The organism is Ruminococcus sp. AF17-12 (genome assembly GCF_003479245.1).
GTDB lineage: Bacteria > Bacillota > Clostridia > Lachnospirales > Lachnospiraceae > Blautia_A > Blautia_A fusiformis.
The window spans coordinates 428-22,343 of record NZ_QUGY01000012.1; the positions used below are offsets into that span (position 1 = coordinate 428).

The window sequence follows — 21,916 nt, forward strand, 5'->3', positions numbered from 1 at the left end:
GACTTAAACATATCTATAATTACTTTTATCAGGAGAATCTCATGAGTGAAAAAGGATTAACCACCATCAATTTAAAAAAAATAAACCGCTCCAAGGTTTACCAATATATATACAAAACACACCAGACTTCCAAAATGCAGATCGTCCAGGATCTTCAGATGGGGCTTTCCACCGTAAGCCAGAACCTGAACCTGCTGGAAAAAGAAGGGCTTATTGACAGAAACGGATATTTTGATTCCACAGGTGGTCGAAAGGCCCAGGCCATCCAGATCGTCTCGGATTTCCGGATTTCCATTGGAATCGGGATCCTGAAAAACATGTTCCATATCACAGCAATCGACTTATATGGAAATGCCTTTTATACAGAAACCATTGCTCTTCCCTATTCCAACACAGAAGAATATTACAGACAGCTGACCGATAAAGTACGAAAATTCATCGCAGAAAATCACTATCCGAATGAAAAGATCCTGGGTATTTCCATTGCCACACAGGGGATCACTTCTCCGGATAATTCCACTGTGATCTACGGAAACATCATGAACAATACCGGAATGAAACTGGAGGATTTTTCCCGGCATCTTCCTTACCCCTGCCATCTGGAACATGATTCCAAATCCGCTGCTTTTCTGGAGCTGTGGAATCACCCGGAGCTTGACAGTGCTGTCGTGTTCCTTCTGAACCGAAACCTGGGCGGTGCCATTATCACCAATCATCAAATTCATCAGGGAAGTTCCATGCACAGCGGAACCCTTGAGCATATGTGCGTCAATCCTGACGGCCCTTTATGTTACTGCGGAAACCATGGCTGTCTGGAAACCTACTGCTCTGCCAACGCTCTGGAACAGTCTGCCGGGATGCCTGTGAAGGAATTTTTCCCTCTGCTCCGCGAAAAAAAATCCCCCCGGCTTGCTGAGCACTGGGAAGATTATCTGAACCATCTGGCCTTTGCCATGAAAAATCTGAACCTGATCATCGATGCACCGATCATCATCAGCGGATATCTGGCACCTTATTTTACAGAAGAAGATATTAATTATCTGTTAGAACACATCAACACAGACGCACCATTCACCCTGGACAGAAGCCAGATTCTGGTCGGCACCCACGGGCAGTATACACCTGCCATTGGTGCAGCTTTATATTATGTAGAGAAATTTACACAGAGCGTGTGAATACAGACATATTCACCTGAACCGGTCAAAAAAGCATGTCATACACAGCCAGACGGATACAACCTGATCCGCTCTGTCCTAGAGTATGACATGCTTTTTTTATTTTACTTATTATTTTTTCAGTTCCTTCAGCAGCTGCCCGATCTTTGACACAAACAGATCAAAGGCCACATTATTCTTACCGCTGTGGATCACAATATCTGCTTTCGCACGTGTAGGCTCCACATACAGATAATGCATCGGTTTTACTGTGGTAAGATACTGATCGATGATTCCATTTAAATCCCGTCCACGTTCCTCCACATCTCTGGAGATCCGTCTTAAGATCCTCTCATCTGCATCTGCTTCCACATAAACCTTGATATCCAGAAGATCTCGGATACGCGGATCTGCAAGAAGCAGGATTCCCTCTACCAGAATGACCGGTCTTGGTTCGATCTTCAGCACTTTGTCGGAGCGGTTGTGCTGACTGTAATCGTATACCGGACATTGGATGGTTTTGCCCTCCTTGAGTTCTTTGAGATGCTCTACCAGAAGATCGGTTTCCAGTGAATCCGGGTGATCGTAATTCACCTTCACACGTTCTTCAAAGGGAATTCCGTCCTGTCTGCGGTAGTAATTATCATGATAGATTACCACCACATCGTCTCCGAAATGCTTCTTCAGTCTGTTTGTAAATGTAGATTTGCCGGAGCCTGACCCTCCGGCGATCCCGATAATAATACTTTCCATCGTCTCTTTACCTCTTAAGCTAGAATTCTTCCGCTGTGGATCCCGCAGGCTTCCCGAAGAGTTTTTCCGTATAAAGAAGCTTTTTCTTACACAAAAGCTGCCCGGTCGGTGTGCATCTCCTGCATCCGGTTCCGGACAGCTTTTCTGGTTATTTTTTATAAAGCAATCGTTCTGATCAGATCTCAGCCTGCTCCAGAAGTGCCGGGATCTTGGACTCCCATCCCAGTGCCATGATATGTACACCCTGGCAGTATGGCTTGCACTCTTTGATGATACGTGCAGCGATCTCAACACCTGTGATACCAGCTTTTGTCTTCTCTTTGTCAGCTTTCAGCTCCTCGATCATCTCATCCGGAACATGAATGCCGGCAACGTTGTTGTTCATGAACTTAGCCATTCCAGCAGACTTCGGAATGATGATACCAACCTGTACCGGTTTTCCGAACTGTTTTGCTTTTTCCATAAATTTGATGAATTTCTCCGGCTCAAATACAGCCTGTGTCTGGAAGTAGTCTGCACCTGCAGCAACCTTTCTTTCCATCTTTGCAAGCTGAGCGTCAACGGAATCGCTGCATGGAGATACAACGGCACCCTTGGAGAATTTCGGAGGCTCACCAACGAGCTGGTTTCCACCAAGGTCTACACCGGACTCAAGAAGCTGTACTGTATGAAGAAGAGATACAGAATCAAGGTCAAATACCGGTTTTGCCTGCGGATGGTCGCCCATCTTTGTGTGGTCACCTGTGAGGCAGAGGATATTCTCGATACCAAGCATAGCTGCACTTAAAAGATCAGACTCCAGTGCGATACGGTTTCTGTCACGGCATGCCAGCTGGAAGATCGGGTCCATGCCTGCATCTTTGAGGACTTTACACATTGCAAGAGATCCAAGACGCATTACAGAAGACTGGTTATCTGTTACATTGACTGCATGAACGCCTTTCAGATAAGTTTTGGCTTCCTCTACCAGTTCGTCTACATGGATCCCTTTTGGCGGTCCTACTTCTGCAGAAACTACAAATTCACCACGGTCGAATAATTCTTTCATTTTCATATTATATTTGCTCCAATCATTTAAAATTTGGGGTACGGCCCACCTGCTCTGCAATACACATTACGGAATATTTCCGGTAAACCGTATCATAATTTAATTTGGCTTCTTAATAAATCTTTGCTTATTATTTCACTTCATCATCTGTAGCGAAATTATGGATCTGTGTCGGGCATTTCAGTGCGTCAAGGCGTCCGATCTCTTTCAGACGTCTGTAGATGCGCTCCCATCCACACTCCATGTCACTGTCCACTTCGCATTTACCATTCTTGGAACCGCCGCACTGGCCGTTGACAAGACTCTTGGAGCATGCTGTGATCGGGCAGATCCCGCCGGTAAGGTTCAGATAACACTCACCACACTGGTCACATTTATATTCTAACGGTGTTACACCCTGGAAACCAGGTACCGGGTATGTATCGCAGGCTGCGCATACCATCTTGTCTTCCAGATATTCTGCGATGGTCTGTACACCAACACCACAGGAGAATACCAGGACCAGATCCGCTTCCCTGATCTTATCCATGTGTTTCTGAAGACGTAACTGCATATTTTCCGGATTACAGATATAATCCGTTGTCATGATCCCTGTCACATTTCCTTCAGCGGAAAGCTCCTTCTGAAGTTCAACAGCTTCTTTTTCCGGAAAACGAACTTCCTTGCATCCATGGCAGTTGATGATAAAAACTTTCTTTCCGGCTGCCAGTGATACGATAGTTTCTTTTGCTTTTAACTGGGTAATCAACATATCACTTCATCCCCCTTACTGCATTTTTTCCGGCTTTGATACTGTTAATGATCGGAATCTTGGAAGAACAGATATACTGACAGCATCTGCACTCAACACAGTCCATGACATTCATGTCCTTCATGCCCTGCCAGTTCTCTTCTTTCGCATATTTTACGAAATACAGAGGAGAAAGTTCCATCGGACATACGTCCACACAGCGTCCGCACTTGATACATGGCTGCTCTTTGGTCTCATCTGTATCAATGGCGATGATACCGTTGGAGCCCTTCATCATAGGTACCTCCAGAGTGTTCAGAGGGAATCCCATCATAGGTCCGCCCATCTTGACCAGAACATCGTCATCTGTAAATCCACCGCAGTAATCGATCAGCTCTTTTACGCTGGTACCGATCTTGATGATAAAGTTGCCAGGATTCTTGATCTTCTCGCCTGTTACGGTTGCAACACGCTCGATCAGCGGCATACCCTTCTGGATCGCATCGGAGATCGCTTTTACAGTACTGATATTATCTACGATAACGCCAACATCTGCCGGAAGGCCGCCGCTTGGAACCTTTCTGCCCATGACACGCTTGATGAGAGTTTTCTCAGCACCCTGCGGGTATTTGGTTCTTGCAACAAAAACTTCCATATTTCCGATATCGGCAACTTTTTCCTGCATTAATTCGATCGCATCCTGCTTGTTATCCTCGATGACAATGATGCCCTTCTCAGCACCTGTTGTCTTGAGGATCGCTTTCAGACCGAAAATAATATCATCAGCAAACTCAAGGAGAACCTTATGGTCTGCTGTTAAATATGGCTCACACTCACATCCGTTGAGAAGGATGGTATCAACCGGTTTTGCAGGTTTCAGCTTGACACAGGTCGGGAAACCTGCACCACCCATACCAACGATTCCGGCTTCTTTTACGATCTCAATGATCTCATCCGGTGTAAGTTCGTCCAGGGCTTTATGTGGCTGTACGGATTCGTGCAGAGTATTTTTTCCGTCGGATTCGATGACAACTGCCATCACCTCACTGCCTCTTGTACCATGCATACGTGGCTCAACCGCAACTACGGTTCCGCTTACACTGGAATGTACCGGTGCGCTGATAAATCCGGCAGCTTCTCCGATCTTCTGTCCAACCTTTACTGTGTCGCCTACTTCCACGATCGGGTTGGCAGGTGCACCAAGATGCTGGGACATGGAGATCACAACCGTCTTCGGATCCGGGAATTTCTTCAGATCGATATGCTCGCTGAATTCCTTGTGCTCTGACGGATGAACGCCACCATAGTATCCGTTCAGTCTGTCCTCTCTGATAGACTTCACGTAATCATTGATCACCTTAAAGTTAACCTTGGAGTAATCACGTACCTGTACCGGCTGGTTCAGGAACTCTTCCAGACGACCCTGTTTTGCCAGTCTCTGGTAGATCTTTTCCCATGCGCAGTCCTTGTTAGGATCCACTTCACATTTCCCGTTCTTTGCTCCGCCGCACTGTCCGTTCACAAGACTCTTGGAACAGTCGACGATAGGACAGACGCCTCCGGTAATGTTCAGATAGCACTGTGCACATGCATCACAGCTCTTTTTGGTAAGTGCCATGCCGTGATGACCTCTGTAGTTAAGGGTATTACTTGCTGCGATCACCGGCTTACCGGCCAGATCAGCAACAGTCTGAATACCAAGACCGCAGGAGATCACAACTACATTCTCTGTACCTTCCGGCAGCAGATCCTGTAATTTTCTTTCTGTGTGCATCTTGTTGCACAGAAAATCGAGTTTCGCACTGCCTGTGACGGTTTTTCCCTGCTCCGCAGCAAATTTCAGGAATTCCTCGCAATCCGGTTCGTCAACGGTCTCAAATTCCTTGAAACACTTGTTACAGGCGATTACAAACAGATTGTCCCTGCCGTTCAGCACTGATGCAAGCTCATCACTGCTTTTCAGCTTGTACTTAGTATAGTTTTCCAATTGCTCACCTTCCTTATAAAGATTATATCCTTATGATTATCTGCTCTTATCCGTTCCCTCCTTCTCTGCACTCCCAGGAAAGAAACAATAAAACCAAATAAATAAGTTCTTTGTTATTTGTTCAGCCCTTCGAAAATCCCGGTCCAAAAAAAGGCCGCAGTATTTCCTCTGACTGCTACAATAAATGTACCATAATTTGAACATATTATCCAGTTTTATTAGCTATTTTTATAAATTTATTCTATGATTTCATCCCAATCGTCTATGGGTGTACGGATATTTGTACAACTTCTGTTATGCCGCATGCGTTAGTTGTGTGCAACTTATATAATTTTGTTTATAAAATATCCTTTTTATGCATTGAGCATATTGCACAAAGATTTTACTTTTAACAGGGCAGATCCGAAAGGTGTCTTTTGTCATGGGGTAAGACGCTGTCCGCAATATTCACAGGTGCTCAGACGACCTTTTATTACCTGATTCTTTGCACCACAGCTGGGGCAGGTAACTGTAATATAGATCTTCTCATTTACGCGTCTGTTCGGCGCAGTGATCATAATATAATTTCCTTCTCTGTCTATCTGGATATTCCGGATATATCCTCCCGCAATAAATTTTTCCAGCTTTTTCACTGCACCTTTTCCCAGTTCCTGCTCAAGCTTTTCAAATGAGACAGTATTCTGGGCATAGGATTCAAACCAGCAGGCGATTTCTCCGGCTTTTTTCTTCTTTAATGCTTTTTGTATTTCCCGGAAAGTTGGATACAGAAACAGCAATCCAAGTATGATCTCTGTTGCTGCCATTCCCCAGCGTCCTTCACCAATATACTTCTCCGATGCGCCAATAGCTCCCAGGGAAAAAAGTATAAAAAAGCCACAAAGAACCCATTTCAGTTTCCCCAGTATTCCTGTTTTTTTATTTTTTTCTGTCAAAAAATCGCTCATGTCTGTTTCCTCTTTCCTATTATTTAAAATCTTATGATATATTTGTGAATGCTCCGTCAGCTCACGCCAAACTCTCCCTGTCTGAATATGTTTCTGCATTCTGTGGATCTTCTATTTCAGTGTGGTTACGATCAGTTTACTTTCCAGTGCAGCTGCTATCAGATCCTCTTTGCAGCTATATCCCGCCTTGGCGATCATTTCCTGAAAATTCCATCTCACCCCGGAAGCAGAACAGTCCATTTTCCTTGCGATCTCGGAATATGACATCCCGTGAATATACAGGCGCAGCATCTCCAGCTGTCTGGGACTGATATCACCGCTTGTGATCCAGTTAAGTTCCACCTCCGGTGCCACATCCGGAAATACATGCTCCCCATTTAACGTTCTGTAGATCACACTCCGTATTTCCTCTTCACCGTGATCCTTATACCATAGACTGTCTGCACATCCGCTCTTTGCTCTTTCCAGCACCTTGGGATCGATCAGCGAGGTAACAACCAATACCTTTGTATATGGATATTTTTCCCTGATGATCTTTCCGGCACCCAGCCCATCATGATTATGAAATGTCTGCACATCCATAAGCACAAGATCAATTGCCGAGTAAGAGCAGATCTTTACAGCTTCACAGGCATCCGAAACTGTCTGGACATGTCGGAATTCCGGTTCCCGCATAATAATACTTTCAAAATACTTCTGCATGATCCTCTGATCTTCTACTATCAGTATCCGTACCATAGACTCCCATCCTTTCTGTCAGTGGCATTTTCAACACCAGACAAAACTCCGGCGAAAAAGAAACCTGCATAATACATTTCTCTGACTCCGCAGCTTTTCTCAGTGCAGACAGACCACCACCTTCTTCTGCATTTTTTTCAGGTGCATCTCCATCATTCATTATCCGGATGCTGTATTCATTTGCACCTTTTTCTATCTTCACCAGAACTGTACTTCCATGGGCATGTCTGGCACAATTTGTCACACATTCACGGATCGCTCTGTCTGTCAGCAGCCTGTAGGAGGGATGCTGAGGGAAATTCCCGCTGATCTGAACATAAATTCCAAGTTCTTCTGCATGCCTGATCGTATCCGCGCATAATTCTTCCATATTCTCAACAGAAGAATCTGTAAGAATATAGACCAGATGCTTTAGTGCAGATAGCTGTTCATCCATTTTATCCTGATTTTCTTTTCTTTCCAATATCCTGCGTATTGACAGAAGGCTTCGGCCAAAATTGTCATGAACCTGCATTTTCATGGCAAGTGTCTCCTGCTCTCTTATTTTATCTCCGATCCTTTCATACATTTCCTCCAGCTTATGATTCAGGATTTCCAGCTTTTCATTATTTGCTCTGATCTTTTCACCATTGTAATAAATTTCTGATACATTAACTGCCACTGTCTGCAGATATCCTGCACAATCCGGCTCCTGCAGACGATATTCCTGAAACATCCAGACGGAAGCATCCGGAAAATAAAATACATTACTGTCGCTGCTTAATCTGCAAAGTCCCTCTGCTTCGGATCCTCCATCTATTACTTTACGCAATGCCTCATAATCCTGCAGATAGGAGCCTGTCATTATCCTGCTCAGCTCCTGCATCTTGGTGTTGCACAAAACGATCCTTCCAAGAGGATCCGAAAAACACACCCCACAGGGAACATCATCAACCGCTTCATTCACGGACCAGTAAGACAGAGAATGTTGATATCTGCGTCTCTCTCTACAGATTGCCCAGCAAAGATAAATCACCAATACCACCATCGCTGCCATCAAAACACTGACCGGACACCCCCGGAGCATTAGCTGATATGCGCTTTCATCCTGGCAATATCTGTGATCATTCATCAGAAAGCCCATAAGCATAAAAGAAACTGCAAAAACAGTCACTGCTGTTATAATTTTCTTTTTCCCGTAAAAACAGGTTATCCTTATCAACAGAAGGATCAATTCCAGAATCAGGCAGATTTCAAGAAGGATCATCAGAAAATCCTGCATTGCCATACTGCATTCCGCAAAATCAGTCATCTTCCGCCTCTCTTTCTGCATACGATACATCCGATAAACCATTCGTTTTCATCTTCCTGCTGCACATTTAATTCCGGTCTTTCTGACATTAATCCCCGCAGATCTGCTTTTGCTACAATATGAACTGAGATCCGCAGAGCATCATCGATCTGCGACACACGGTAAAAAACAGACTGCATTGTATCAAACAATCGTTCCACAAGCCATTCAAAGGTATCATAGCATTTCAGTATATCATCTGCATTCAGCTGCACTTCCCCATTTTCGACATAATAAGCCGCCCGGATCTTGCATAATTTTAAGCTGTCACAGGATTCCGCAAGACTCTGTCTGAGATCCTCCATTGTAAGCAGATTTCCGTCTGATGCATATTGTGTCAATACCAGATTTTTTCTTCTCTTTAAATATGTACCAACAGCCACGATCTTTCCCAGGATCCGGTCATAGTGTTCCCTTGACTCCGTTCTTTCCAACTCATCCATCAGCTGTGACAGCAATTCCAGCTGCCCGGCTGTCTGATTCTGTATCATGTTCAGAAGCCGGTTCTGTTCTTCCGTTTTTCTTCGCTCAGCCTCTTTCTGATAGGTTTTCTGCAGCAGACGATTTCTGGCAGTCAACTCCTCCTGCTGTTCCCGGATATCCTGATACTGATCCAAAAGTACTGAAATATCTTCCGACCAGAACAAATGCCCTCCTCTTATAGGAATATGGTTGATCCGGATTCCCTGTTCCTGTACAGAGGATCTGTTTATTACAATTTTACGCAGTTCCGGTGACAGCTCCGGAAAATCACCGGAATGATAATAACGCTGAAAAGAATCATCCGTAATCTCTGCATCCAGTCCTCCGGAGGTCTGGAATAATTCAAAATATCGATTATTTGTCTGTATCAGGCCGCATAATATACACCCCTGATAAATTGCCGCCATTAAAAGGCAGCATACTGCTGTCATATCCCCGGCAATTGTTTTGATCAGGGGCAGACGGAGTAAATTCCCGATATTCCATCCCAGCAGCAATATTCCCGGAATGACAGGCAGCCAAAATTGCTTCCTTCCCGGAATCCTGCTTTTTCTGATCAGTATAATTTCCATCCATATCAGGCAAAATATGATCCATCCCTGGATCACTATAAAAAGAATACCATAGCTGTAATCTCTATCCGAAAGCGGCGGCCGCCCGGAAAACCTAAACACCAGCTGATGCAGATCATTTGTAAAAACACTGATGATCAAAACCACCGCAAAAGCAAGCAAGGCAATAATTTTTCTGACTGTTTTCTCTCCATCCTTTTCCCCTAGAAACATCGCTGCTGCCAGTCCAAGGACCGGGATCAGGATCATCGGGATATAATACAGATACCAGCAGATATGTTCTCCAAGCGGATCATGAAGAATATGAAATTTTACCGTCCGCACAAAGAACCAGAATACCATCAGACAGCCAATTGCAGTCAGGCATCTGCGCGTTTTTCTATGCACTACATGCTTTTCCAAATAGATCACCCAGGCACAATACATTCCCAGATAAATACAGTTACGACACTGATCTGCCAGATTTCTCATAAAAACATTTTCCGGTCTTACCAGCCTGCAGAAATACGCCAGCAATACACTTATCAGGATTCCTCCATACGACAGTGCCCTTTTTTTATTGTATGTCATGAAAATTCCTCTCTCATTAATACATCCCTGTGACAAGTATACTATAAAACTCTATTTTATTATATAGTTTTCAGAAAAATCATCTATTCTCAACCCTGTTGTCACAAACAGAGTGAACAATTCTGTCCACTCTGTCTATCATCACTCAAAATGGTCTTGGCTGGCCACAGTATTCGCAGAACCTTCCGGTATTCTCTGCACCGCACTGACATTTCCACAAACCGCCGGGCTGCTGCATTCCCGACTGCTGCATTCCACTGTTCATGTTCATCCCAGGCTGCTGCATTCCACTGTTCATATTCATCCCAGGCTGCTGCATTCCACTGTTCATGTTCATTCCGGACTGCTGCATTCCAGCCGCATTTGGTGTCAAAGCGGCTATGATCTGATGACCTGTCTGCTCCACTTCCATCAATTCGCCTCTGTTATCGCTGCTTATGGAAAAAGTATTCAGACGAAAATCCATATCATCAAACCATGGAGTTTTTACTTTAATACGCATAGTATAATCAAATTCATACTTATATACCGGTGGCTGATAGCTTACGGTTTCTCCATCCTTTGTTGTATATGTTTCCTCGTTCTGCTGTCGCTCTACATCAACTCTGCACTGCACAACAGCGGATAAAGGAACTATGTCCGGATTTTCATTGACATCCAGCTTCCGTGCAACAGTAAAATTCCCCTTATTATCATCAATAAAAACATTATAATTTCTGGTATTGATCTGACGGGTTATACAAAAATCCATTACGGCTTTTTTGTTTTTTTCACGATATTCCAGTTGACGTTTGATATCCTCCACCGTACTGTGTCGTCGGTCTTCAAACCATGGTGACAATTTTTTTGCACAATCCTTACACAGATTTCCGTCATCCAGTTTTCTGTTTCCCAATAAACCTATTTTCTCTCCGCAGATATCACAGATCTTCTTATCAAATAACCCCATACCCTATCCTCCTTCTTTTTATAGTTGTGTTTTTGTTTATCTACATTATGCGTGAATGCTTCAATATTTGCACTAGCACCTCTGACAGTAACTGAATTCATCTCCACATCAATGGCAGGATCTCAGGATCGTATCTAAAAATCCTGTCCATTTCTATATGTTCAGGATATACCGTATGGGATACTCTCTGCCAGACACAACCGTCCCGAGGATGTCAAGTAAAAACCACAAAGTTTTTACTATTTTTTTTGCGTTTTTTTCCCATAAAACCGTTGTTTTCATACAGAGGACGTTTCATTAAGGTTACAAAAATACAGGGGTGGACGTTATATAAATGCTATAGACTTTCATATAGTGGATGTTGTATAAAGACTACAAAATCTATTATTTCAATTCTTTCCAACACATCTCTATCCTTCCATCATCATGCATATAAATGGCTTTTACATATTTTTGAAGCACTTCCGGTGTCAACTTTTCAAATCCCATAAATTCAATCATCTGATCAACCGGTATGTTTTTCTTCAACAATATTTCTTTCTCATCACCGATTAGATTTTCAACTTCTTGAATACGTTTCTGTAAATTTAGTTTCTCTTTTTCCAGTTGAGTTTTGGTTGAAGCGAACTGATCTCGAGTAATTTCCCCATTTCGATATTCTTCATACCCCTGAAGGTTCTGAGTTTTTATTTGCTCCAATCGCTTTTCACATTCCGCTTTTTCTTTACTATATAAAGAAATGGATTTGTGTTATACTTTATTCAAGAATGCTGATAAGCTATGGGAGGGAAGCGACTATGCAAAATCCAGTTCCTGACGAAAGATATTCTGTGGCAGATGAAGCCATCCTGGGCGCTTTTTTTAAACTAATAAAGAAAAAAACTCCTGACCAGATCACTGTATCCGATATCACAAAAACAGCTGGTATCGCGAGAAGCACTTTTTATAATCATTATCAGGACATCCCCTCTCTTGTATCTGCTGTTGAAGAAAAGACGATCCATGATGTTTTCTCCATAATGGAAAAATTTCATCCTGAAAATGACCGCGATATCTGTCAGTCCTATTTTTTGACGATCTGCCGCTATACAATGGAAAATCCTTTTCTTTCCAGTCTTCTGAGTACACCTCACGGGAATGATCTATTCGAAAAAATGCTGACTATGCTTCATCACTATGTCACCGCTACTACCTCCAGTGCCAGACCCGGCAGACATACAAAAGAGGAAATATCTTACGTGATCACCTGTGCGATCGGCAGTACGATCGGTGTCCTTCACAAATGGACAAGGGATAATTTTGATCTTGCACCAGAAGTAATTGCAGGAATTCTGACTCAGATTTTCCTGTCTGGCATGCTGCCTCTTTTATCCTGAGTGTCCTGCATATAAACAGCATAGCAAAACCCGTCTGAGCAATTCACTCAAACGGGTTTTTATTATGCCTGTGGCTCATCGATCAGGACATCCTGTCTCCTGATTTTCTTTGTCGTGCTGCGTATAAACGGATTTTTCCGGATCACCAGACCTGTAATACGACGGTAGGTCGGCTGATTTTTATTGTATTCATCCAGAAATTCCTGAAGCTGTGAACGAATCATCTCCGTATCCAGTGCCTTTGCCTCCACAACTGCCTGTTCCGGATAAATTCGGGCTGTAAGACCATTGTCCTCACCTGTTACAATAACTTCACCCACAAGCGGATTCAGTGCAAGCTTGTTCTCGATTTCTTCCGGAGATACATTTTCTCCATTGGATAGAATGATCAGATTTTTCACCCGGCCATTAATAAAGAGATATCCATCTTCATCCATATAACCCTTGTCGCCAGTATGCAGCCAGCCATCTTTCAGTGTTTCAGCTGTCTCGTCCGGCATCTGATAATACCCTTTCATAACACTTGTGCCTTTTACCAGAATCTCACCATTTTCAAATCTTATCTCCACATTCTCAAGTGGTCTTCCAATAGAACCCGGCTTATGATTTTCCGGCGTATTATTACTGATAACAGGAGAACATTCCGACATGCCATATCCTTCCAGAATCTGAACACCATACTCTGCAAAACGATCAATATAGTACGGATCCAGATGTGCGCCACCGGTAAAAATCGTCTGCAGTTTTCCACCGAAAACTTTTTCTGCAAGAACTGCCTTCGGGATTTGTGGATCAGCTGCTGCCAGTCTCTTATAAATTGTTTCAATCATCATCGGAACCATGAGCATGATATCGGGTTTAAAAATGCTCATATTTCTGACCATATGAAGCAGAGAGTCATTAATACAGATAGTTGCTCCCTGAGAAAAACCTTTCAGCCAGTCCATGACAAGACAGAATGCATGATGGATTGGAAGTACACTGAGCATGGCAGTTCCGGGTTCTGCTGAAATCTTAACTGCCTCAACATTAGATGCCAGATTATTCTGTGTCAGCATAACCCCTTTGCTCTTTCCTGTCGTTCCGGACGTAAAGATAATCGTCGCAATATCTTCTGCTGACGGGCAGGAAGCATCTGCTGATGCGTTAATTCCTGTGTTTCTCAGCTCATTGATACTGTACACGCCTGAAGGTACATCCTCCACCTCTTCCTGAAGCATCCATACTTTCTGGAGTTTCGGACAGTTTGCAAGGAACGCTTCCAGATAAGGTCTGTGTTTCGGACTTAAGAAGAGTGCTTCAGAATCGGATCGGTTTATCAGATCGATCAGTTCTTCACATGGGAGTGCTGCGTCCAGCGGCACCGCTGTAATACATCCTGTAATAATTCCCAGATAACTTTCGATCCATTCTACAGAACTGGTTCCGATCAATGCAATATGCTTTCCTGCAAAGTCTTCTGCAAGAAGTCCTTTTCTGGTGGAAATCACGTTTCTCAATATTTCGCTGTAACTTCTCTCCAGAACTTCTTTCCTGTTAAGCCATTTTACTGCTTTGACTTCGCCAAATTTCTGTACACTTTCTTCTAATATATCCCTGATCAGCATGTTTTTCTCCTCCTTCACTTTTCTGCAGACAACAGCTTCATTCTTACTGAAGCTCCTCCAGAAGCTTAAGCGCCTCTTCAAGAGTTGTAATTTGGGTCACTTCGGTTTCCTCAAGTTCAATGTCAAAGGTATCCTCAAGCTCTCCCAGAAAAGACATGAAATCCAGAGAAGTGAATCCCAGATCCTCACGGAATCTCATTTTCCCCGTCATCTCCTCCGGTTTCACTTTGCTGTACTGCGCTACAATATTTTTAAATTCCATTTCCTGATTCATTCCATTTCCTCCTCGTATTTTTGATTTCTATACCTGTTCCATAATCTCTCCGATGCTCATATCCGGCTCTGCGATCCCCTTAAAAAGAATACGCATCATATAATAATAAAGCAGTTCCATGTCATGCTCTTCCAGATGAGCAGTCTGATAATGATAGGAGAAGTTCATGCCGCCATCCTCAGTATGAGATACGGTCAGATACATTTTTTTGGTTGCGGCACCATTTGCAAACCATTTGGCATGCTGACGAACAGTCCCAAGCATTTCATTCTCCACCTTCACCGGCATTGGCTGATAGGTCAGATAGCAGCTTTCATAGCTGGTATGCTCCGGTGTATGGTATCTCTTTCTCATCTCATCCACGATAAGTGCCGGATCGTAATTGCTGTGCATATAAATTCGATTCTGCATATTCTGGATTTCATAAGCTGCCGAAAGAAAATCTGTCTCCGGTGAGATCACTGTTCTGCACGGAAACATAATGGTTCTGCTTCCCCCTGAAGTCCATTCGTCATGGGTAGAACGTCTGGATATAAAATTCTGGATCGTAATATCTTCCTGTCCGTTATTTACTTTTGACAGATAAGTACGAACACCAAGCAGAAGCAGATTCGTCATGGAAAGTTGATGATTCATACAGAAATCCATCAGGTTCTGTGTCGCATACGGTTCCAGATGATAATCCTTTACTGCAACAAACAGCTCGTTCATTTCAATATCAGAAGCACGAAGCTTTGGATCTCCATGACGTTTTCTTGCTCCCTCCAGTACAGACGGTCCCTGTATATCAGAATATAACGGCTCACCCAGTGCATCCAGCTGGTCATCCCAGAATTTTTTGTCTTTTGCAAAACGCTTTTCATTGCCCGCTTTTGCAAGATCTTTTTTCAGGACCGTCTCAAAATCAACCAGTTCCTGTGGGCAGGCTGTTCCATATCTGTAATGCGTATATAATTGGAACAGGTCTTCAATCATAACTACAAGCCCACAGGAATCGATCAGTCTGTGATCCATATGTAAAAAGAAACCATTGTATCCTTCCGGAAGCTTCAACATAATAAATTCACACATCGGGATATTATCTCCGTCAAATGTTTCATAAGCCCACTGCTGCATCAGCTCATCTGCCTTTGCCAGACTTTCCATTCCCGACAGATCCTTCAGCTCAATATCTCGCGAATCCTGCTTCTCTATATACTGTTTTACATTTCCATCTTTATCCGGCTTTGTAAAACGGACTCTGGTACAGCCTGAACGCTCTGTTTCCATCTGAATACATTTTTTTAATAATCCAAAATCCAGTTCTGCCTGTACAGAAGCCACAACACTTACACCGGATACCTGCTGTGTACCATAATCCATGATCCAGTTATGATGCATCTTCTGAGCTGCCGTCAAAGGATAATAATTTCTCATATAATAGATAACCTCCATTGTCCCGTTTTTCTTCTTTATCCGAGACAGAAAACATTGTATATATGCTTCAGGTGAAAAAATATCATATCTTCTCAGGAAATACCAGTACCCCCAGGACTTAATGAACACTTTACAAAAAAATGACCGGGACTTATCATACATTTAACATAACAGTTCAAAGGTGTATTTCTGCTATGTACTATGTCTGATAAATCCCGGTCAGGATTTTTTATGTCCGTTTAATCGTATTTCTCAAAGAATTCCATCATCTTGCGCTGATACAGTTCCGGATCCACATAGGCACTGCACAGATGCCGTGCTCCCGGTATGATCACCAGTTCCTTCTCTGCCCTGCAGAGCATATAATTCTGAAAAGAGTTATTCGGATACACATAGGTGTCCTTTTCTCCATGGAAAAAGAGAACCGGTCTTGTATTTTTTTTCATAGCTTCGGCAGTATCTGCATCTTTCATATGAAATCCTGCCAGAAGAGAACAGAACCAGTCCAGTTCCATCAGAAGCAGTGGAATATGATGCAAATGGAACCAGTTAGCTGCCATATCACGCATCTGTCCTTCCATAGACTGAAAACCACAGTCCGCGATCAGGCCTTTTACCTCCGCCGGGAGTGTATGTCCTGCTGCCATCAGTACAGCAGCCGCCCCCATGGACTGTCCATACAGATAAATTGGAAGCTTCTCTTTGTTTCGTTCAGATACATAGACTGCCCATTGCTGCACATCCCATTGTTCTTTTGCTCCAAAGGTAATATATTTTCCCTCGCTGTCGCCGCAGCAGCGATGTTCTATAAACAGGACATCACACTGATGTTCATGCAGATATTTTGCCATGAATGACAATGTGCCAAAACGGCTGCCACGATATCCATGGCTTAATATGACAATCCGTTTTGCATATTCTGTCGGCAGGTATAATGCATGCAGTTTTAATCCGTCAATGCTTTTGATATAACAGTTCTGCATCTTCTGTTCAAGGCACCAGGCCTTACTCTCATTATATTCTCTTGCATAACCATTCCTGGGATGATTTTCCCTGATATGAGACAGTTCAAACCATTTCTTTCTTTCCTTTTTGTGCTCTCCTCTTTTGCAGCAGACCACCATATTAAAAAAACGCCATCCCACCTCCAGTGATCCCAGAAAGACAGCCAGCAGTATTGCAAATGGCTTAATTAATTTTTTCTTCATCACGATTTCCCCGCAGTCCACATTTTAGAATAAGAATCCTGGCATTTTTCTTGTTCCCCTTTCCCATTCTGTTACAATTCTGTAGGGAATTTCAAAGTACTCACAAAATTCTTTTCTGTTCATTCCTGTGCTTTCGCGTAATTCTTTTATTTCCATATTTATTCTGCCTCTACATACACACATGGTGTATATATCATAGCATATTTTTCTATAAATACAATATTTTAATCTGGCAGGCTCCTTTCCAAACAGAGTCTCCCCCACCCCACCTCCACATTCGGATACTCCTCATACCCGCCCACACGCTGTGCGCCTTTCCGCAGGTATGCCTTCACCTTTTCTCCATAAAGAAACGGATCATTTCCTTTCACGATTCCCCACTCCATAAGCAGAGCTGCGCTTCCGCTGACAAAGGGTGCCGCAAAGGAGGTTCCGGTGACAGTGGCGTAGCCACCGCCTGGAAACGGGGCGGTGATGGATACGCCGGGAGCTGCGAGGTCAGGCTTCCGGATCGGCAGGAACTGACTTCCCCTTCCGGAAAAATCTGCGTAGGCATTCTGTCTGGAATCATAAGCTCCAACAGAAATAACTTTTCCAGCAGTGGAAGGAATCGTCAGGGTTCCCACTGCCCGTGGAGAATAAAACCCGGTTCCACGATTCAGTACATTTCCGCCCGGCAACCAAAGGAAATACTGTCCGGAACGCACATGTTTTCCACTTAAAAGAACTTTCCAGACACCGCTGTCCACATAATTACCTTCAGGAATGAAATCTATGTAGATTTCCTGGGACAGCTGATATGGACCGGGTTTTCCATAATAGATCAGAAGCTCTGTATTTTCCAGCAGATGCCGCTGGGGGCCCAGCCGTTCATATAATGGGCCAATCTGTTCTCCAGACGGACTTTCCAGATAAATTTCCATCTCATCTTCATAATCCTTCCATAGCTGTACATTTAATGTGGGCTCAAAAGCTCCCACCGCCAACTGGATTTCTTCTGTTTTCCCCTGCTGCAGGATTCCTCCTGCATGCCAGGGCTGTCTGCCGTTATTTCCGGTTCCTGTAACGATCACAGTCCGCCCTATGGCCGCAACAGTATCAATATAGTTTTCCAGAAGGGAATCCCCTCTGTGTGTTCATTATAACTAGGGGAAAATTACTGTAAAAAAATTTGCAGTCTTTACACTGCCTGTTTTTCTACCGGATAAGGCGACTGATACTTAAATACAATATCAATGCTCTTATCTCCATTCACAACAATTTTTTCAATCAATTCTGTCACAATTTCTCTTGTCACTTCGGATAATGTTCCATACTTGATAAATTTCTCTATCCAGTTTTCATAAGATTCTTCTGCCTCTCCAAAGCTGTCTTTCTCTTGTTCTGCCAACTGAATCTTCGCCCTGATATCTTTATCCTGCTTTTCATATTCTGCCTTATAGGAGAGATATTCTTCTTTATCCAGAACACCATCTACATAATTTTCGTAAGTTTTCTTTTTATACTTTTGGACAGCCGCAAGTTCTTTTTGTAACCGTTCAATCTGCTGGTCTGCTTCTGCACATCGTCTCTGCACCTCCTTCTTCCTATCTGCTACTTTTAATATTTCATCCTTATCACTTTCTTTCAGTGCCAGTTCCGCTTGTCTTTGGATTTCATTTTTTACAATAGAATCCAATACTTCTTTTTTAATGAAATGAGAATAACAAACTGTGTTTCCTTTTTTGTGATAGGTACCGCACTCATAACCGTCCCGACAAGTAACCCTCTGGAAATTATATCCGCAATCTCCACAAACAATAATTCCTGCGTATGGATTTACCTTTCTCACTTCGCTATTAAATCCCGGTGTCCGTGTTCTTTTCTTCATAAGTTCCTGTACCTGCTCAAAAGTATCTTTGCTAATAATTGCTTCGTGCATTCCTTCCACAATATACTGCTGTTCCTCTGGAATATATTGATACTTTTCCACTTTATAGGATATCTTTTCTGATTTATGCTGTACCATAGCCCCTGTATAAACTCTGTTTCGCAAAATTACATTGATCGTAGGATATGCCCAGCCCTTTGCACCCGCTTTTTCTAATGCATTGGCATATTTCAATCCCTGCACCTTTCTCTTATACTCTGACGGTGTCAGAATTCCTTCCTGATTCAGTTTCTTTGCAATACCATCCCTGGAATATCCTTCCAAACTCATATAAAAGATTCTCCGTACCACTTTAGCTGCTTCTTCATCTACAAGAAAATGATGCTTATCTGCCGGATCTTTTACATATCCATATGGGGCAAACCCAGACATAAACTGTCCCCGTTTCTTCTGGGCGGTCAATGCACCTCTGATTTTCTTAGATATATCACGACTATACATATCATTAAACAACGTCTTAAACTGTGCCAATTCTTCATTACTGTGATGAACAGAATCCACGCCATCCAAAATTGCAATATAACGCACACCCAAAGATGGAAAAACACGCTCAATATAGTTACTGGTTTCAATATGTTCACGCCCAAGCCGGGAAATATCTTTCGTAATAACGCCTTGAATTTTCCCTTTGTAGATATCCTCCATCATCCGCTGAAATTCCGGTCTATTCGCAAAATAAAGCCCCGAATAACCGTCATCAATATAAATATCTGCGATTTCCAGATCCTCTGATTTAGTCACATACTCACGAATCAGTTTCATCTGATTTTCAATACTCTCACTAACTTTATTCTCTCCATCATCCTTCGACAGACGACAATATACACCCATCTGATACATCATATCACCCCATCTTTCTCAAGTATTCTATCTGGTGAACTCTCTACTGAAGCAAACTTAAAATATATATCTATTTTCTGCTCTGGATATACATAAATTTTATCAACTAACTCCACAAGCGCTTCTCTGGTAAGCTGCTTTACCGTTATTCTTCTGCGATTAAAGTGCTCCAACCATATCTTTGTTTCATTGACCGCCGCCCGCTGCCTTTGCTCTTCATGGTTCAGTTCTGATAATTCTTTTTGATATTTCTGATTCTCTGTTTCATACATCTGTTTTAATTCCAGATATTCCTCTTTGGAAAGTACTTCATCCATAAACTGTTCATATGCTCGTTTCCGGTATTCCAGATTTCTTTCTATTTTTGCCTGCAATTTTGCAATTTTACCATCCAGTTCCGGCTGTTTCTGTCTGATCTGAGTTTCCAGATTCTTCATATCCATCTTCATCTGTTTCAATTGCTGGTTGATTGCAAATACAACCAGTTCATCCAGCTTTTCAAATGTAATATGATTCAGCTCACAGTAATTCTGCCCCTGCTTCTGATGAAAACCACACATATATCCGTCATAGTCTTTATGAGATGCCAGATAACGTTTTCGCATGGCTGTTTTACATTTCCCACAAAAGAGCAGTCCCACATATTTATGTGGTTCATTGTTTTTATCAAAATAGGAAACTCTGCGCCCCTTTCTTATTTGCTGAACCCTATCAAACTCTTCTTTAGAAATGATTGCCTCATGTGCATCCGGCACCAGCTCCATTTCTTCCAGGGGAATTGCCTTTTTGTATTTCAGCTTATAAGACGGTCTTTCATGTTTCCGAATCACAACCGCCCCAGTATAGACCGGATTCTTTAAAATTCCACTTACAGTAGACGATGTCCACAGACCTTTTCCCGAATCCCATACATAATTGGTTTTTAAAACTTCCTTTTTATATTTTGCGGGACAAGGGATTTCATCTTCATTCAAAGTCCTGCAAATAACCGTACAGCCAAATCCATTTTGATACATTCTGTAAATTCTTCGAACAACCTCGGCTGCATAAGGATCAATTTCCAGATGATTATGAATTGTTTTACTTTTCACATATCCAAAGGGGGGCTGTTTCGGAGTATATTCGCCCATACTTCTTTTGGTCTGAATCGTTGTCTTAATCTTTCTGGATGTATCTCTCAAATACATATCATTCAGCAAAGTTTTTATTTCTAACATTTCATCATAAGTTCCAACGGCTGAATCATAATTATCCAGAATCGAAACAATCCGAATCTGTTTCTCCGGGAAATATTTGCCTAGATAATAGTTGGTATCAATATGTTCTCTTCCAAGTCGAGATACGTCCTTAAAAATCACCATATTGATAACACCAAGCTCAATATCTGCCAGCATCCTCCGAAATTCAGTTCTTTCAAAATTACTTCCAGAAGCCCCATCGTCTACATAAACTTTTTTCTCTGCAATATCTTTATTCTCTGCAATATAATCTCTTGCCATCTGAATCTGAGAGTGAATACTATTGCTGTATTCACCCTCTTTATTTTGCTCTTCAATGGAAATTCGGCAATAAATTCCTGCCTGATACATTCTATCCCTCTTTTCATCGGTCTTGCGTAGTCATTGTCTTTAATTGTCTTTATTTTACAACAAGAACTTAAGAAAATCAACCTGCAATTTTTCGTTCAGTAAGATTCTGAATGCACTGGATCAATGTCTTTTCCCCATTAAAATGCACTCGAATCTGATATCCTGCATGTTCATAGCTTACATTCTCTTTTTGGATTTCTTTTTTTGTATCCAGAACTTCTACAGAATCAAATAACGTATTCATGCTATATGCCTCCTTCAGCATACAGTTCTCTCTACATCCTATGCCGGCAGGATTGTACAAAAGTTCTGTATGAATTGAATTCGGCTTTCGAAAGCCTGATTACATTCTAAAATTATTCTGCACCAATCACATTGAATTGAAATTGACCGCAGATTGAGTTTTTAAGATTCATTT

General features: G+C 42.5%; 21 protein-coding genes. 2 read left to right on the forward strand and 19 right to left on the reverse strand.

All coding sequences use genetic code 11. The features are described 5' to 3' along the window. The first annotated feature begins 41 nt into the window (after positions 1-41). On the forward strand, positions 42-1,175 hold the full coding sequence (locus tag DWW77_RS12925; RefSeq protein ID WP_044962240.1) for an ROK family transcriptional regulator: 1,134 nt from the start codon (positions 42-44) through the stop codon (positions 1,173-1,175). A 111-nt stretch (positions 1,176-1,286) separates the two neighbouring features. Here DWW77_RS12925 and udk read toward each other — a convergent pair whose 3' ends face one another. The 10 genes from udk to DWW77_RS12975 all read right to left on the reverse strand — a co-directional run bounded on the left by udk (position 1,287) and on the right by DWW77_RS12975 (position 11,957). Next, positions 1,287-1,907 carry a uridine kinase gene (udk, locus tag DWW77_RS12930; RefSeq protein WP_118608851.1) on the reverse strand — a complete coding sequence of 207 codons (621 nt, stop codon included), beginning with the start codon at positions 1,905-1,907 and terminating at the stop codon, positions 1,287-1,289. Between the two features lie 175 nt (positions 1,908-2,082). Beyond that, entirely contained in the window at positions 2,083-2,961 is an 879-nt protein-coding gene (locus DWW77_RS12935) for a methylenetetrahydrofolate reductase (protein WP_015526188.1), read from the reverse strand. 124 nt (positions 2,962-3,085) lie between these two features. Then, positions 3,086-3,706: a methylenetetrahydrofolate reductase C-terminal domain-containing protein gene (locus tag DWW77_RS12940; RefSeq protein ID WP_021976351.1), complete on the reverse strand. Its 621-nt coding sequence runs from the start codon at positions 3,704-3,706 to the stop codon at positions 3,086-3,088. Position 3,707: 1 nt separating this feature from the next. Further along, on the reverse strand, positions 3,708-5,672 hold the full coding sequence (gene rsxC, locus DWW77_RS12945; RefSeq protein WP_118608852.1) for an electron transport complex subunit RsxC: 1,965 nt from the start codon (positions 5,670-5,672) through the stop codon (positions 3,708-3,710). A 419-nt stretch (positions 5,673-6,091) separates the two neighbouring features. Further along, positions 6,092-6,616: a hypothetical protein gene (locus tag DWW77_RS12950; protein WP_114001781.1), complete on the reverse strand. Its 525-nt coding sequence runs from the start codon at positions 6,614-6,616 to the stop codon at positions 6,092-6,094. Between the two features lie 111 nt (positions 6,617-6,727). Beyond that, entirely contained in the window at positions 6,728-7,354 is a 627-nt protein-coding gene (locus tag DWW77_RS12955; RefSeq protein WP_118608853.1) for a response regulator transcription factor, read from the reverse strand. Continuing rightward, positions 7,302-8,645, reverse strand: a complete 1,344-nt coding sequence (locus DWW77_RS12960) for a sensor histidine kinase (protein WP_286188017.1) — start codon at positions 8,643-8,645, stop codon at positions 7,302-7,304. The genes DWW77_RS12955 and DWW77_RS12960 overlap by 53 nt, the downstream gene beginning before the upstream one ends. Further along, on the reverse strand, positions 8,642-10,309 hold the full coding sequence (locus DWW77_RS12965; RefSeq protein WP_118608855.1) for a histidine kinase N-terminal 7TM domain-containing protein: 1,668 nt from the start codon (positions 10,307-10,309) through the stop codon (positions 8,642-8,644). The genes DWW77_RS12960 and DWW77_RS12965 overlap by 4 nt, the downstream gene beginning before the upstream one ends. 145 nt (positions 10,310-10,454) lie before the next feature. After that, a complete protein-coding gene (locus DWW77_RS12970) occupies positions 10,455-11,258 on the reverse strand; it encodes a DUF4428 domain-containing protein (protein ID WP_118608856.1) in 804 nt (267 codons plus the stop codon). 384 nt (positions 11,259-11,642) lie between these two features. Further along, positions 11,643-11,957: a hypothetical protein gene (locus DWW77_RS12975; protein WP_118061858.1), complete on the reverse strand. Its 315-nt coding sequence runs from the start codon at positions 11,955-11,957 to the stop codon at positions 11,643-11,645. Positions 11,958-12,055: 98 nt separating this feature from the next. Here DWW77_RS12975 and DWW77_RS12980 point away from each other — a divergent pair, with 98 nt between their 5' ends. Beyond that, positions 12,056-12,634: a TetR/AcrR family transcriptional regulator gene (locus tag DWW77_RS12980; RefSeq protein WP_118061857.1), complete on the forward strand. Its 579-nt coding sequence runs from the start codon at positions 12,056-12,058 to the stop codon at positions 12,632-12,634. A gap of 62 nt (positions 12,635-12,696) precedes the next feature. On the opposite strand, the gene DWW77_RS12985 is transcribed toward DWW77_RS12980, so the two are convergent. The 9 genes from DWW77_RS12985 to DWW77_RS13025 form a co-directional block, all read right to left on the reverse strand. Further along, entirely contained in the window at positions 12,697-14,241 is a 1,545-nt protein-coding gene (locus DWW77_RS12985) for an AMP-dependent synthetase/ligase (protein WP_118061856.1), read from the reverse strand. Positions 14,242-14,284: 43 nt separating this feature from the next. Beyond that, positions 14,285-14,515, reverse strand: coding sequence for an acyl carrier protein (locus tag DWW77_RS12990; RefSeq protein ID WP_117688436.1), 231 nt, complete (start codon positions 14,513-14,515; stop codon positions 14,285-14,287). A gap of 27 nt (positions 14,516-14,542) precedes the next feature. Further along, on the reverse strand, positions 14,543-15,931 hold the full coding sequence (locus tag DWW77_RS12995; RefSeq protein WP_118608857.1) for a condensation domain-containing protein: 1,389 nt from the start codon (positions 15,929-15,931) through the stop codon (positions 14,543-14,545). Positions 15,932-16,170: 239 nt separating this feature from the next. Continuing rightward, entirely contained in the window at positions 16,171-17,139 is a 969-nt protein-coding gene (locus DWW77_RS13000) for an alpha/beta hydrolase (RefSeq protein WP_118061855.1), read from the reverse strand. 24 nt (positions 17,140-17,163) lie between these two features. Further along, the gene (locus DWW77_RS13005; protein WP_118071794.1) at positions 17,164-17,295 is read right to left on the reverse strand and encodes a helix-turn-helix domain-containing protein; all 132 of its coding nucleotides are present in this window, start codon (positions 17,293-17,295) and stop codon (positions 17,164-17,166) included. A gap of 68 nt (positions 17,296-17,363) precedes the next feature. After that, positions 17,364-18,212 (reverse strand): S8 family serine peptidase, encoded by an 849-nt coding sequence (locus tag DWW77_RS13010; protein ID WP_286188018.1) that lies wholly within the window; start codon positions 18,210-18,212, stop codon positions 17,364-17,366. A gap of 107 nt (positions 18,213-18,319) precedes the next feature. Beyond that, complete coding sequence (locus DWW77_RS13015) at positions 18,320-19,912, reverse strand: recombinase family protein (protein ID WP_005428244.1); 1,593 nt, start codon at positions 19,910-19,912, stop codon at positions 18,320-18,322. Beyond that, a complete protein-coding gene (locus tag DWW77_RS13020) occupies positions 19,909-21,498 on the reverse strand; it encodes a recombinase family protein (RefSeq protein ID WP_009245397.1) in 1,590 nt (529 codons plus the stop codon). The genes DWW77_RS13015 and DWW77_RS13020 overlap by 4 nt, the downstream gene beginning before the upstream one ends. 76 nt (positions 21,499-21,574) lie before the next feature. Further along, positions 21,575-21,742 carry a hypothetical protein gene (locus DWW77_RS13025; RefSeq protein ID WP_009245398.1) on the reverse strand — a complete coding sequence of 56 codons (168 nt, stop codon included), beginning with the start codon at positions 21,740-21,742 and terminating at the stop codon, positions 21,575-21,577. Between the last annotated feature and the right edge of the window lie 174 nt (positions 21,743-21,916).